This window comes from Amycolatopsis japonica, from assembly GCF_000732925.1.
GTDB lineage: Bacteria > Actinomycetota > Actinomycetes > Mycobacteriales > Pseudonocardiaceae > Amycolatopsis > Amycolatopsis japonica.
The window spans coordinates 1919232-1933574 of the sequence record NZ_CP008953.1; the positions used below are offsets into that span (position 1 = coordinate 1919232).

At 68.8% G+C, this 14343-nt stretch carries 13 protein-coding genes; 11 read left to right on the top strand and 2 right to left on the bottom strand.

The window, feature by feature from the left end; translation table 11 throughout:
• Positions 1–11: 11 nt before the first annotated feature.
• The 4 genes from AJAP_RS09400 (at position 12) to AJAP_RS09415 (ending at position 3189) form a co-directional block, all read left to right on the top strand.
• Entirely contained in the window at positions 12–407 is a 396-nt protein-coding gene (locus AJAP_RS09400; RefSeq protein ID WP_016336295.1) for a GntR family transcriptional regulator, read from the top strand.
• Entirely contained in the window at positions 404–1267 is an 864-nt protein-coding gene (locus tag AJAP_RS09405) for an ABC transporter ATP-binding protein (protein WP_038509754.1), read from the top strand. Before AJAP_RS09400 ends, AJAP_RS09405 begins: the two co-directional genes overlap by 4 nt.
• Before the next feature lie 9 nt (positions 1268–1276).
• Complete coding sequence (locus AJAP_RS09410; RefSeq protein WP_038509756.1) at positions 1277–2065, top strand: transporter; 789 nt, start codon at positions 1277–1279, stop codon at positions 2063–2065.
• 203 nt (positions 2066–2268) lie between these two features.
• Positions 2269–3189: an ABC transporter permease subunit gene (locus tag AJAP_RS09415; protein ID WP_038509758.1), complete on the top strand. Its 921-nt coding sequence runs from the start codon at positions 2269–2271 to the stop codon at positions 3187–3189.
• A 20-nt stretch (positions 3190–3209) separates the two neighbouring features.
• Here the strand turns inward: AJAP_RS09415 and asnB are convergent, their stop codons facing one another.
• Complete coding sequence (gene asnB, locus AJAP_RS09420; protein ID WP_038509760.1) at positions 3210–5042, bottom strand: asparagine synthase (glutamine-hydrolyzing); 1833 nt, start codon at positions 5040–5042, stop codon at positions 3210–3212.
• A 344-nt stretch (positions 5043–5386) separates the two neighbouring features.
• Between asnB and kdpF the strand changes: the two genes are divergently transcribed.
• The 6 genes from kdpF to AJAP_RS09450 are packed head-to-tail and all read left to right on the top strand — an operon-like array spanning position 5387 to position 13153.
• Positions 5387–5488, top strand: a complete 102-nt coding sequence (gene kdpF, locus AJAP_RS09425) for a K(+)-transporting ATPase subunit F (RefSeq protein WP_007031325.1) — start codon at positions 5387–5389, stop codon at positions 5486–5488.
• On the top strand, positions 5488–7158 hold the full coding sequence (gene kdpA, locus AJAP_RS09430) for a potassium-transporting ATPase subunit KdpA (RefSeq protein ID WP_038509763.1): 1671 nt from the start codon (positions 5488–5490) through the stop codon (positions 7156–7158). The genes kdpF and kdpA overlap by 1 nt, the downstream gene beginning before the upstream one ends.
• The gene (gene kdpB, locus AJAP_RS09435) at positions 7155–9248 is read left to right on the top strand and encodes a potassium-transporting ATPase subunit KdpB (protein ID WP_038509765.1); all 2094 of its coding nucleotides are present in this window, start codon (positions 7155–7157) and stop codon (positions 9246–9248) included. Before kdpA ends, kdpB begins: the two co-directional genes overlap by 4 nt.
• 4 nt (positions 9249–9252) lie before the next feature.
• Positions 9253–9864, top strand: a complete 612-nt coding sequence (locus AJAP_RS09440; protein ID WP_038509767.1) for a potassium-transporting ATPase subunit C — start codon at positions 9253–9255, stop codon at positions 9862–9864.
• 5 nt (positions 9865–9869) lie between these two features.
• A complete protein-coding gene (locus AJAP_RS09445; protein ID WP_051972392.1) occupies positions 9870–12455 on the top strand; it encodes a sensor histidine kinase in 2586 nt (861 codons plus the stop codon).
• Positions 12452–13153, top strand: a complete 702-nt coding sequence (locus AJAP_RS09450) for a response regulator (RefSeq protein WP_037342241.1) — start codon at positions 12452–12454, stop codon at positions 13151–13153. Before AJAP_RS09445 ends, AJAP_RS09450 begins: the two co-directional genes overlap by 4 nt.
• Positions 13154–13227: 74 nt before the next feature.
• Here AJAP_RS09450 and AJAP_RS44055 read toward each other — a convergent pair whose 3' ends face one another.
• A complete protein-coding gene (locus AJAP_RS44055; protein ID WP_158509792.1) occupies positions 13228–13824 on the bottom strand; it encodes a hypothetical protein in 597 nt (198 codons plus the stop codon).
• Between the two features lie 203 nt (positions 13825–14027).
• On the opposite strand from AJAP_RS44055, the gene AJAP_RS42890 reads away from it, so the two are divergent.
• Complete coding sequence (locus AJAP_RS42890) at positions 14028–14315, top strand: acylphosphatase (protein ID WP_084098086.1); 288 nt, start codon at positions 14028–14030, stop codon at positions 14313–14315.
• Positions 14316–14343 lie beyond the last annotated feature (28 nt).

The window sequence follows — 14343 nt, forward strand, 5'->3', positions numbered from 1 at the left end:
GGGTGTTGCCAGTGGTCACCTTCCACCTGGACAAGGGCTCGGGCGTCGCGACGTACGTCCAGCTCGTCCAGCAGGTCAAGAACGCCCTGCGCCTGGGATTGCTGGAGCCGGGGGACCGGCTGCCGACGGCGAAGGAGGTGGTCGCCGAGCTGGCGATCAACCCCAACACCGTCCTCAAGGCCTATCGCGAACTGGAGCGCGAAGGGCTCGTCGAAGGGAAGCCGGGCCTCGGCACCTTCGTTCAGAAGACGCTCGGAGGCGCTTCGTTCGCGGAGCGCACGCGGTTGCGGAAAAGCCTGGGGGCTTGGGTCCGCGACGCGCGGGAATCGGGGCTGGATCAGGAAGACGTCGAGGCACTGTTCACCTCAGTGGTGGTCGACGGCTTTCGAGGGGAGCGGACCGCGTGACTGAGAAACCCGTCCTCGAGGCGACCGGCCTCGCCAAGCGCTATCTCCGCAAGTGGGCGCTGCGCGACTGCTCCCTCTCCGTCCCGAAAGGACGGGTCGTCGCACTGGTCGGGCCCAACGGCGCCGGCAAGACGACCTTCCTCCACCTGGCCGTCGGGCTGCTCGACGCGACCCTCGGCTCGGTCTCGATCCAGGGAACCGCCGCCTTCCTCGCGCAGGACAAGCCGTTGTACCCGGGCTTCAGCATCGCCGAGATGCTCAAGTTCGGCAGGCGCCTCAACCCGGGCTGGGACGACGAGTTCGCGCTCAAGCGCATCGATTCGCTCGGGCTCGCCTTGAACCACAAGGTCGGCAAGCTGTCCGGCGGGCAGCGAGCGCAGGTCGCGCTCACCCTCGCGCTCGCGAAACGCCCGGACCTGCTGGTACTCGACGAGCCGCTCGCGAACCTCGACCCGCTGGCCCGTCACGAGGTCATGCGCGGGCTGATGGAGGCGGTCGCCGAAACCGGCATGACCGTGCTGCTCTCGTCCCACGTCGTCTCCGACCTGGAGAACACGTGCGACTGGCTGATCGTCCTCAACGGCGGCCGCGTCCAGGTCAGCGGCGACATCGACGAACTCGTCGCCGGGCACCGCACGCTCACCGGACCGGTGGAGGAGGCCGACGCGCTGGCCAAGCGCGTCACGGTCGTCGACGAAGCCCGCGCCGGGAGGCAGGCGACCGTGTTCGCCCGCACCGAGCCGATTCCGCTCGGTCCACAGTGGAGCGAACGACCGGCGAACCTCGAAGAACTGGTGCTCGCGTACCTGCGGCGGCCCGAATCCGCGAGCCTGCCTCGCCCGACACTGGCTTCGGCGTAAGGGGGAACGATGTTCTGGCTCACCTACCGCCAGCACCGGATGCAGCTGCTGATCACGGCCGGTCTGCTCGTCGCCGTCGGGATCCTGTTGCTGGTCAACGGGAACGCCGCCGCGGACAGCCCGGATCCGGCGAAACTCTTCAAGGATCTGTACACCTATCTCTCCTGGCTCCAGGTCGTCCCGGTGGCGATCGGTGTCTTCTGGGGCGCCCCGCTGGTGGCGGCCGAATACGAGCGCGGCACGACGAAACTCGCCTGGACCCAGTCGATCTCGCGGTTCCGCTGGCTGGGCGTGAAGCTGGGGTTCCTCGCCGTCCTCGCCACTCTCGGCGGGCTCGCGTTCGGCGCGATGATGCAGCGCTGGGTGGAGGCCTTCCCGACCGATCGCGGCGACGTCGCCTTCACCAGCCGCTTCGACAACCCGGTCCTGTTCACGATGACCGGCGTCGCACCCGGCGCGTGGTGGCTCTTCGGGTTCGTGCTCGGCACCGCCGCGGGCGGGCTCATCCGCAAGACCCTGCCCGCCATCGCCGTCACCATCGCGGTGGCCGTCGGCCTGATGATCGGCCTGAGCAACGTCCGTGACGGCTACGCGGAACCCGAACTCGTCCCGCTCGGCAAGGAGCCCGTCGGCCGGGTCGTGGAGATGATCAGGGACGCCGCCGGGGAGATCACCGCGTTCAAGGTCCTGCCGCACGACTGGTACTGGCGTTTCCAATGGACCGAAGCCGCGATCCTGACGGGGTTCTCGCTGCTGCTCGCCGTCGCCGCGACCTTCGCCGTCCGTCGCCGCTCCTAAAAAGTGGTAAGGCAAAGGTGGCGTATTCGTCAGCTGGGCTGAAGGGGGCTTTCGCTGCGTCTGATGCGGTGATGGGCCCCTTCGCGTCTTGCCGGTCGGGCGGTTTCGCGTGACTGCAGGGACGACACGCGTGATCAGACGGACGACACGCGTGTCCAGGCAGACGACACGCGACCTTCGCCGCTCCTAGAAAGGCACTCTCGTTGCTTTGGCTCACCTGGCGGCAGCACCGCACCCAGCTGCTCGTCACCCTCGGGTTCCTCGCCGTGATCGGCGGGATCCTGCTCCTGTCCGGACAAGCCGCGCTCGGCTCCGCGAGCGGCAAGATCGCTTCGTACTGCTACGGCGGCGGCGTGCCCTGCCGCGACTACGACGCGGGGCTGGAAGACCTCTACCAGAAGATCTACCCGCTGATCGTGATCCTGCCGTTCGTCCCGTTGCTGGCGGGTGTCTTCTGGGGCGCGCCGTTGCTCGCCAAGGAATACGAACGCGGCACGTATCAGCTCGTCTGGACGCAGTCGGTGAGCCGCGGCCGCTGGCTGGCCGCCAAGCTCGGCGTCCTCGCGGTGGCCGCGGCGCTCGCCGGGCTCGCTTCGGGACAGATGTTCGGCCGGTGGCTGGAGATCTTCCCCGGCAAGGCGGAGACCCTCAACGAGACGTCGTACTTCGGTGCCGTCGGCGTCGCGCCCGCCGCGTGGTGGTTGTTCGCGTTCGTCCTCGGTACCGCGGCGGGCGTGCTGGTGCGCAAGACCTTGCCCGCCATCGCGATCACGGCCGCGGTGTTCGTCGCGGCCTCGATCACCCTGATGCTCCTGCGGCCGCACTACGCCGAGCCGGTCCGGACGGTCGGCGTCGATCCCTCCACAAAGGACGGATTGATCGTGCGGGCGGGCCGGGTCGCGCCGGACGGCCGGGAGCTGCGTCTGCTCGACGAAGTGCCCGAATGTCCTCGCGGCAAGGGGATGAACGCCTGTGTCGAGGCGGCGGGCTACCGGGACTTCACCGTCTATCAGCCCGCCGGCCGGTTCTGGCGGTTCCAGTGGACCGAGGCGGGCATCCTGCTCGCCGCGACCGCGGTGCTCGGGGGTGTCGCGGCAGGGGGCACGGTCCGCCGCCGTCGCTGAGACGGCGGCGGACCGAGACCTCAGTCCAGCTGCAGTTCGGGCCGGTACAGGTCGAACCAGTGGTAGAGGTCCAGCGCCCGGTCGATCCCCGAGCGCTGGGCCGAGGACATCGTCGCCGGGTCCACTTCGGACACCCGGTGCAGCCAGTCGCGGTCGACCAGCTCGAACACCGGGTTGTCCCGTTCGGTCAGGGCCTCCTTGGCCTGCTGCTGCAACGCCGCCGCGTAGCCGGGGTCCTGAGTGGACGGATACGGGCTCTTGACCCGGTCCCGCACCGAGGCCGGGAGCACGTGTTCGGTCGCGTGCCGCAGCAGGCTCTTCTCCCTGCCGTCGAACGTCTTCAGCGACCAAGGCGTGTTGTAGACGTACTCGACGAGGCGGTGGTCGCAGAACGGCACGCGCACTTCGAGCCCGACCGCCATCGACGCCCGGTCCTTGCGGTCCAGCAGCATCCGCACGAACCGGCTCAGGTGCAGGTTGCAGACCGTGCGCATCTTGCGGTCCTGCTCGCTTTCGCCGTCGAGGTGCTCGACCTGCGCGACGGCGGTGGCGTACTGGTCGGCGATGTAGCCGGGCAGGTCCAGCTTCTTCTGGACCTCACCGCGCAGGAGGGCGCCGCGCTCACTGGTGAGCCCCATCCGGAAGGCGAGCCAGGGGAACGTCCCCGAGTTCACCGCGGCCTCGTCGTGGAACCAGCGGTAGCCGCCGAAGACCTCGTCGGCGGATTCGCCGGACAGCGCCACCGTCGACTCCGCGCGGATCGCCTTGAACAGCAGGTACAGCGACGTGTCCATGTCGCCGAGCCCGGCCGGGATGTCCCGCGCGGCCAGCACCTTGCGGCGCACCTCCGGGTCGCTGAGCTCGGCCGGGTTCAGCACGACGTCCTTGTGGTCGGAGCCGACCAGCTGCGCGACGTCGCGGATGAAGGGCGAGTCCGGGGTGTCGCGCACCTCGTCCGGTTTGAAGTTCTCCTCCTGGCCCTGGAAATCGACGGAGAACGTGCGCAGCCGCTCGCCCTGTTCGGCCAGCCGCGCCGCGGCGAGACCGGTGACGGCGCTGGAGTCGAGCCCGCCCGAGAGCAGGACGCAACGGGGCACGTCGGCGATCAGCTGACGGTGCACGATGTCGGTCATCAGCTCGCGAACCCGCTCGACCGTGGTCTCCTGATCGTCCGTGTGCTGCTTCGCGTCGAGCTTCCAGTACGTCCGCGTACGGATCCCGGAGCGGTCGACCGTGACGATCGTGCCCGGGCCGACCTCGTGCATGCCCTTCCACAGCGACCAGCCCGGGGTTTTGGTCATGGCCATCAGTTCGCGCAGGCCGTCGGTGTCGACCACCTTGCGCGCCAAGGGATTCGCGAGGATCGCCTTCGGCTCGGAACCGAAGAGGACGCCGTCCGGGGTCGGGTAGTAGTAGAACGGCTTGATGCCCATGCGGTCGCGGATCATCACGAGCTTCTCTTCGCGCTCGTCCCAGATCGCGAAGGCGTACATGCCGTTCAGGTGGTCGACGACCTCGTCGCCCCACTCCAGATAACCGTGGAGCACGACCTCGGTGTCGCTGTCGGTCTCGAACTTGTGGCCCCGCTTGAGAAGTTCCTCGCGCAGCTCGGTGAAGTTGTACGCCTCACCGCTGTAGACCATCGCGGCCAGCCCGGCCTCGGCCATCGGCTGCCTGCCGCCCGGCAGATCGATGATCGCCAGCCGCCGGTGTCCCAGCGCCACGTTCGGCCGGACCCAGTTGCCCGAGTCGTCCGGTCCGCGGCACGCCATCGTCTCGGTCATCGCGTCGACGACCTCGCGACGTTGTGTCAGATCCGTGTCATAGGAGACCCACCCTGCGATTCCGCACATCGCTACCTCCTGGTGATTAGTTAGCACATACAACTATTCGTAACACTGGTGTAACACGGTTCGCGCCGCTTGTCTGCCCGAATTGCACGCTCCGTCCGCAGTGCGTCACGGTCTGTGGGGCACGTCACCGGGCATCAAGAAGTCGTAAAGGCACCCGATCGGGGCATCAAGAGGCCGTCAGTCCGTCGCCGGAAGCGCCCTGACCTGGCGCAGTGTTGCGAGGTCCTGGTCGCCGATGGGGTGACCTGTCCTGAGAGGTGCCTAGTGGCCGACTTGCTCTACGCCGTGCTCCTGATCGGCGTATTCGTGGTTCTCGCCCTGACCCTTCGCGGTCTGGAAAAGCTGTGACCGGCACGGGAGCCGTGGCCAACGTCGTCGGCGGACTGCTGGCGCTGGGGCTGATCGTCTATTTGTTCATCGCACTGGTCAGGCCGGAGAAATTCTGATGTCAGACACGATGGCCGGCCTCCTGCAGGCCGGCCTCCTCCTCGTCGCGCTCGCCGTGGTCTACCGGCCACTGGGCGATTACATGGCGCGCGTCTTCACTGTGTCTTCTGTCGAGAAGCACACCAAGGCCGAACGCGGCCTGTACCGCCTGTTCCGGGTGAACCCCGGATCGGAACAGCACTGGAAGACCTACGCGTCCGCCGTGATCGGCTTCTCGTTCGTCTCCGTCGTCTTCCTGTACCTGCTTCAGCGGCTCCAAGCGATCCTGCCGTGGAGCCTCGGCAAGGAACCGGTCTCGCCGGCGGTCGCCTTCAACACCGCCGTCAGCTTCGTGACGAACACGAACTGGCAGTCCTACAGCCCTGAAGCGACCATGGGTCACTTCGTGCAGATGGCCGGCTTGACCGTGCAGAACTTCCTTTCCGCCGCCGTCGGCCTTTCGGTCGCCATCGCGGTCGTCCGCGGCTTCGTCCGCTCGAAGACCGACCGCCTCGGCAACTTCTGGGTGGACCTGACGCGCGGCACGATCCGGATCCTGCTGCCGATCGCGTTCGTGGCGGCGATCGCGCTGATCGCGCTCGGCGTCGTGCAGAGCCTCAAGAGCGGCGTCGACGTCCTCAACCCGGACGGCAGCACGAGCAAGATCGCGCTCGCGCCCGCAGCGAGCCAGGAGGCGATCAAGGAACTCGGCACCAACGGCGGCGGCATCTTCAACGCCAACTCCGCGCACCCGTTCGAGAACCCGAACGCCTGGACCAACCTGATCGAGATCTTCCTGATCCTGGTCATCCCGGTCTCGCTGACCCGCACCTTCGGCAAACTCGTCGGCAACACGCGGCAGGGCTACGTCCTGCTTTCGGTGATGGCCGGGCTGTTCACCGCGATGCTCGCGGTCACCTGGCTGTCCGAAGCCAACGCGAGCGGACCGGCGTCGCTGGCCGCCGGGGCGAACCTGGAGGGCAAGGAACAGCGGTTCGGCATCGGCCTGAGTTCGCTGTTCGCCAACGCCACCACCGGCACGTCGACCGGCGCGGTCAACGGCGCGCACGACAGCTACAGCGGGCTCGGCGGCGGAGGCGCGCTGCTCAACATGCTGCTGGGCGAGATCTCGCCGGGCGGGGTGGGCACCGGTCTGTACGGCATCCTCGTGATGGCCGTGATCGCGATGTTCCTCGCCGGGCTGATGGTCGGCCGGACGCCGGAGTACCTGGGGAAGAAACTCGGCAAACGCGAGGTCACCTGCGCGGCCGTCTCCATGCTGGCGATGCCGACCGTGGTCCTGCTCGGCTCCGGTGTCGCGCTGATGCTGGCCGACACCCCGGCCGCCATGACGAACTCGGGCGCGCACGGCCTTTCCGAAGTCCTTTACGCCTACGCCTCGGCGGGCAACAACAACGGCAGCGCGTTCGGCGGGCTCACCGTGACGAACGACTGGTTCCAGTCCTCGCTGTCGGTGGCGATGCTGCTCGGCCGGTTCATCCCGATCCTGGCCGTACTGTGCCTGGCCGGATCCCTTGCCTCCCAACGGAAGGTTCCGGAGACCGCCGGCACGCTGCCCACCACCGGGCCGCTCTTCGGCACGATGCTCGCGGGCACGATCGTGCTCGTCGCGGCCCTCACCTTCATCCCGGCGCTCGCGCTCGGGCCCATAGCAGAGGCACTGGCATGACCATGACTCAAGAACGGACCCCGGAGGAGATCTCCCAGCACCACGTGGAGAACACCGGCCGGGTCGGCGCGGGGATCTTCAGCCCCCGCCAGCTGCTGACCTCGCTCCCGGAGGCGCTGCGCAAGCTCAACCCCAAGCACCAGCTCGGCAACCCGGTCATGTTCGTGGTGTGGATCGGCTCGGCGCTGACCACGATCTTCGCGATCACCGACCCGAGCGTGTTCACCATCCTCATCACGATCTGGCTGTGGTTCACCGTCCTGTTCGCGAATCTCGCCGAGGCCGTCGCGGAGGGCCGGGGCAAGGCGCAGGCGGAAACCCTGCGGCGCAGCAAGAAGGATACCGTCGCGCGCCGTCTCACCGAGGACGGCGACGAGGAGACCGTGCCCGGTGCCGACCTGCGTGTCGGTGACCTGGTGGTCGTCGAGGCCGGACAGGTCATCCCGGGCGACGGAGACGTCGTCGAGGGCATCGCGACCGTCGACGAATCGGCCATCACCGGCGAGTCGGCCCCGGTCATCCGCGAATCCGGCGGCGACCGGTGCGCGGTCACCGGCGGCACCACGGTGCTTTCCGACCGCGTCGTCGTGAAGATCACCACCAAACCCGGTGAGTCCTTTGTGGACCGCATGATCGCCTTGGTGGAGGGCGCTTCCCGGCAGAAGACGCCGAACGAGATCGCGCTGACGATCCTGCTCTCCACGCTCACGATCATCTTCCTGCTCGCCGTCGTGGCGCTGCAGCCGATGGCGGGCTACTCGGGCAGCCAGCAGTCGGTGATCGTGCTGACCGCGTTGCTGGTCTGCCTGATCCCGACGACGATCGGCGCGCTGCTGTCCGCGATCGGCATCGCGGGCATGGACCGGCTGGTGCAGCGCAACGTCCTCGCCACCAGCGGTCGCGCGGTGGAGGCCGCGGGCGACGTTTCGACACTGCTGCTGGACAAGACCGGCACGATCACCTTCGGCAACCGCAAGGCCACCGAGCTGATCCCGGTCGGCGAGTCCACTGTGGACGACATCGCCAAGGCGGCCCGGCTCTCCAGCCTCGCCGACGGCACGCCGGAGGGCCGCAGCATCGTCGAACTCGTCGCGAGGGAGCACGGGCTCGCGGAGACCGCGTCCGCCGACGAGAAGCTCGCGGACTTCGTGGAGTTCACCGCGCAGACCCGGATGAGCGGTATCGACATCGGCGGACGGCAGGTCCGCAAGGGTGCCACCGCGGCCGTCCGGGAATGGGTCCGCGAACGCGGCGGAGAGATGCCGGACGAGACCGAAAGCGTCGTCGACGAGATCAGCCAGCAGGGCGGGACCCCGCTGGTGGTCGCGGAGTACGACGGCGCGAAAGCGTTCGTGCGCGGCGTGATCCGGCTGTCCGATGTGGTCAAACCCGGGATGAGGGAGCGGTTCGTCCAGCTTCGTTCGATGGGGATCAAGACCGTCATGATCACCGGGGACAACCCGCTCACCGCCAAGGCCATCGCGCGGGACGCGGGCGTCGACGACTACCTCGCCGAGGCCAAACCCGAAGACAAGATGGCGCTGATCAAGAAGGAGCAGGAAGGCGGGCGGCTGGTCGCGATGACCGGCGACGGCACCAACGACGCGCCCGCGCTCGCGCAGTCCGACGTCGGCGTCGCGATGAACACCGGGACCTCCGCCGCCAAGGAGGCGGGGAACATGGTGGACCTCGACTCCGATCCGACGAAACTGATCGAGATCGTGGAGATCGGCAAGCAGTTGCTGATCACCCGCGGCGCGCTGACCACCTTCAGCGTCGCCAACGACCTCGCGAAGTACTTCGCGATCCTGCCCGCGATGTTCACCGGCATCTTCGCCCAGCTCGGCGCGCTCAACGTCATGCAGCTCGCGACGCCGAAGTCGGCGATCCTGTCGGCGGTCATCTTCAACGCCCTGATCATCGTCGGGCTGATCCCGCTCGCCCTGCGCGGCGTCCGGTACAAACCGTCCTCGGCCTCGGCGCTGCTGCGCCGGAACCTGCTGGTCTACGGCCTTGGCGGCATCGTCAGCCCGTTCCTCGGGATCTGGCTGATCGATCTGCTCGTCCGTCTCATCCCTGGAATCGGGTGACCTCGTGAAACCGTTGTTCAAACAGACCCTCGCCGGGCTGCGGGTCCTGCTCGTCTTCACCGTCCTGCTGGGTGTCGTCTACCCGCTCGGCGTGTGGGCGGTCTCCCGCATCCCCGGCCTCGAAGGCAACGCCGAGGGCTCGATCATCACCCAGAACGGGCAAGCCGTCGGTTCGTCGCTGATCGGCGTCGACCCGGTCGCGGCGGACCCCGCCAAGGATCCGTGGTTCCACAACCGCCCGTCCGCGGGCTCGAAGGATGTCCTCGGCCCCGGCGACCCGTCGTCGTCCGGTCCGTCGAACAAGGGCCCGTACAACGAGGACCTGGTCGCCGCGATCGGCGAACGCAAGAACCTCATCGCCGCCCGCGAAGGCGTCCAGGAGTCGCAGGTGCCGGCCGACGCGGTGACGGCGTCGGGATCGGGGATGGATCCGGCGATCAGCGTCGCCTACGCCGACCTCCAGATCCCGCGAGTGGCCAGGAACACGGGCCTGTCCGAGGAGAAGGTCCGGCAGCTCGTCGCGGAGAACACGAGCGGCGCCGGGATCGGTGTGCCGGGCGTCAATGTGCTGAAGGTCAACTTGGCCGTGCGCGACGCGGCCGGAGGAGCACACTGACAGACGTGGACGAGAACACGACCAAGCCGCGCCGGGGTGAGCTGAGGATCTACCTCGGCGCGGCCCCGGGCGTCGGCAAGACCTACGCGATGCTCGGCGAGGCGCGACGCCGCCTCGACCGGGGCACCGACGTGGTCATCGGCCTGGTCGAGACGCATGGCCGGAAGAAGACCGCGGAGCTCGTCGAAGGCCTGGAGACCGTGCCACGCCGCCGGTCCGCGCACCGGGACCGCGAGTTCGAGGAGATGGATCTCGACGCCCTGCTCGCCCGCGCCCCCGAGGTCGCGGTGGTCGACGAACTCGCGCACACCAACGTGCCGGGTTCGCGCAACGAGAAGCGCTGGCAGGACATCGACGAACTGCTCGCCGCCGGGATCGACGTCCTCTCCACGGTCAACGTGCAGCATCTGCAGAGCCTCAACGACGTCGTCGAGCGGATCACCGGCGTCACCCAGCAGGAGACGGTGCCCGACGAGGTCGTGCGGCGGGCCGAGCAGCTGGAGCTGGTCGACATCACCCCCGAAGCGCTCCGGCGGCGACTGGCGCACGGCAACGTGTACCCGGCCGAGCGGATCGACGCGGCGCTGGGCAACTACTTCCGGCCCGGCAACCTCACCGCGCTGCGGGAGCTCGCGCTGCTGTGGGTCGCCGACCAGGTCGACGTCGCGCTGCAGAGGTACCGGGCCGAGCAGAAGATCACCGACACGTGGGAAGCCCGCGAACGGGTGGTCGTGTCCATCACCGGCGGGCCGGAGAGCGAGACACTGATCCGCCGTGCGAGCCGCATCGCGAACCGCGCGGGCGCCGAACTGCAGGTGCTGCACATCCTGCGCGGCGACGGACTCGCCGGGATGGGGCCGACGGCGGTCGGCAAGTACCGGAAACTGGCCGAGGAGGTCGGCGCGACGTTCCACACCGTCGTCGGCGACGACGTGCCGACCGCGCTGCTCGACTTCGCGCAGGGGGTGAACGCCACACAGCTCGTCGTCGGGACCTCACGCCGGTCACGCGTGGCGCGGCTGTTCGACGAAGGCATCGGCGCGGCCGTGGTCCAGCGCTCCGGCCCGATCGACGTCCACATGGTCACGCACGCCCAAGCGGGCGGACGGCTGCGCGCCCGGTTCAACCGCAGCCCGCTCACGGCTTCGCGGCGCCTGACCGGCTGGGCGCTCTCGCTGGTGCTGCCCGCGTTGGCGACGCTGGTCGGTGTCCTGCTGCGGGATCACCTCGACTTCTCCACCGACGTGGTCGACTACGTCCTCGCGACGGTGCTGGTCGCGCTCGCGGGCGGGCTCGGGCCCGCGCTGCTCGCGGCGGTGGTCTCGGCCGGGCTGCTGAACTTCTTCTTCACCCCGCCGCTGTACACGCTGACCGTCCACGAACCGCGCAACGTGATCACGCTGGTCGCGATGGTGCTCGTGGCGATCCTCGTCGCGGCGGTCGTCGACACCGCGGCCCGGCGCGCGACGCAGGCCGCGCGGGCGCGGACCGAGGCGGCGCTGCTGGCGTCGTACGCGCGGACCGTGCTCACCCACACCAACCCGATCGAGCGGCTGCTGGAGAAGGTCCGCGAGAACTTCGGGATGACTTCGGTGACCCTGCTGGAAAAACGGGACGGGAAGTGGAAACGGGTGGCGAACGCCGGCACGGATCCCTGCGCGGACCCGGATCAGGCCGACGCCGACATCGCCGTCACCGCCGACGTCCACCTGACGCTGCGGGGCCGCGCGCTGCCCGCGTCGGACCGGGGAGTGCTGGAAGCCGTGGCAGGGCAGGCGTTGCTGGCCCTGCGGCAGCAGCGGACGGCGAAGGCGGCCATCCGGGCCGAACGCAAGGCCGAGGCGACCGAACTGCGCACGGCGTTGCTTTCGGCCGTGGGACACGATCTCCGGACGCCGCTGACGTCCATCAAGGCGTCCATCGGGAGCCTGCGCGCGACCGACATCTCACTGTCCGAAGAGGACACCGACGAGCTGCTCGAAGCGATCGAGGAATCGGCGGACCGGCTCGCCGGGCTGATCGACAACCTGCTCGACTCGTCGCGGCTGGCGACCGGTGCCGTACGCCCGCATCTGCGCCCCGTGGGCTACGACGAGGTCGTCTCGCACGCTTTGTCCAATGTGGACAACTCGGATTCGGTCGTGGTCGCGATCGACTCGAGGCTTCCGTCGGTGTGCGCCGATCCCGGTCTGCTGGAACGGGTGGTGGCGAACGTGATCGACAACGCCCTGCGCCACGGCGCGTCCGGCGAACCGGTCTCGGCGCGGGCCAGCACGCATTCCGAACACGTCGAACTGCGTATCGTCGACCATGGGCGCGGGCTCAAGAAGGGCACCGCGGATTCGGCTTTCGCGCCGTTCCAACGGCTCGGGGGAGACCGGGACAGCGTGCCCGGCGTGGGACTGGGGCTGTCGGTCGCCAAGGGGTTCACCGAGGCGATGGGCGGGCGGATCCGGGCGGAGGACACGCCGGGCGGCGGGCTCACCGTCGTCATCTCGCTGCCCGCATATGTTGGTCAGGATCCGGAAAAGAGCCTCCTCGCTTTCGACGACGAGGGCCTCGAGAACGAAGAGGAGGAGCGAGTGCGATGAGCGCAGACAACGCGTCGGCGACCGTGCTGGTCGTCGACGACGAACCGCAGATCGTGCGAGCCCTGCGGATCAACCTGTCCGCCCGCGGCTACAAGGTGATCACCGCGCACGACGGGACGGCCGCGCTGAAGGCCGTCGCCGAGACCAAACCCGACGTCGTCGTGCTCGACCTCGGCCTGCCCGATCTCGACGGCACCGAGGTCATCGCCGGGCTCCGCGGCTGGACGACGGTGCCGATCATCGTGCTGTCCGCCCGCGGCGACTCGGCCGACAAGGTGCAAGCCCTCGACGCCGGCGCCGACGACTACGTCACCAAACCCTTCGGCATGGACGAACTGCTCGCGCGGCTCCGCGCCGCCGTCCGCCGGTCGGCCACGTCCAGTGTGGACGGTGCGGACGCCGTGGTGGACACGGGATCCTTCCGGATCGACCTCGCGGCGAAGAAGGTGCGCAGGGACGGCAAGGAAGTGCATCTCACCAAGACCGAATGGGGTGTGCTGGAGCTGCTGGTGCGCAACCGCGGCCGTCTGGTGGCGCAGAAGCAGCTGCTGCACGAGGTGTGGGGGCCGACGTACGAGACGGAGTCGCACTACCTGCGGGTGTATCTGGCGCAGTTGCGGCGGAAACTGGAGCCGGAACCCTCGCGGCCGCGGCACCTGCTGACGGAACCGGGGATGGGGTACCGCTTCGAAATGTGACCCCCGAACGCTATGAAAGGACCTTTCCTTGCAAAATTTGCAAGGAAAGGTCCTTTCATAGCACGCGGTGAGGCCTACTGGGCGCTGCTCGTCGAGGTGTCGGTGCCGGAGGTGCTGGACCGGCCCGGAGACGACTCGCTGGGAGCGCCGCTGGTGCTGGAGCCGCCACCCGGCGGGGTCTCGCCGGTCGTGGTGGTCGTCGTAGGTGGCGGTGTCGTCGTGGTGGACGTCGGCTTCGGCGTCGTGGTGGTGGGTTTCGGAGTGGTCGACGACGGCGGCAGCACCGTACGCGTCGGCTCACCTCCGCCCGGGGTCGTCGCGGGCGGCGGCGGGGCGACGACGCTCGTCGTCTCTTTGCCGTCCGGGCCGACCGACGTCACCGTGGTCGGCGGCGCCGTCGAGCTGGACGGGGCGCCGGGGGTCGGCGAGCCGCTGACGGTCATCGGGCCGCCGGGGACGGCGTTACCCGGCACCAGCTGGACGCCGGCGGGGGCGACGCCCTGTCCGCCGCCGGGGATACCGGTGCCGCCCGCGGTGGCGGACACGCCGGGACCCGCGAGTTCGGCGATCGCGGCGAAGGCCGTCGCCACCACGAGGCCGCTGACGCCGAGTACGGCGTAGCCTGCGCGGTTGAGCTTGCCGGTGGCGCCGCGCGGGGGTGCCACGGACACGCGTGCGCTCGAATCAGACCCGTCGGGACGGGGCATGTGCTGGCTCCTCGGATGGGGGGCTTCGGGGAGTTCGGCTACCCGGGCGAGGTAGCCCGAAGTGGGGACCCGGCGCGGAGATTATCACCGCCGCTTCACCGTCTGCGAACTACAGCGAGCGTCGTGTTCACCCTCCGCGTTCATCCACATGGTGCACGATAGGGGTCGTGAGTGAAGAAGTAACACACATCAGGTTGACCGCGTGGGTGCACGGGCGGGTGCAGGGTGTCGGTTTCCGCTGGTGGACCCGCAGCAGGGCCCTTGAGCTGGGGTTGGTCGGCAGCGCGGGCAATCTGGCCGACGGGCGTGTCGAGGTGGTAGCGGAGGGTGTTCGTGAACACTGTGAGCGGCTTTTGGCTGCTTTGCGCTCCGGGGAATCACCCGGAAGTGTGGACCACGTCGTCGAACGCTGGTCGCCCGCGAAGGGCGGGCTCCGCGGGTTCGTGGAGCGCTGAGGCCCCGCGTCCCACGATCACCGTGAGC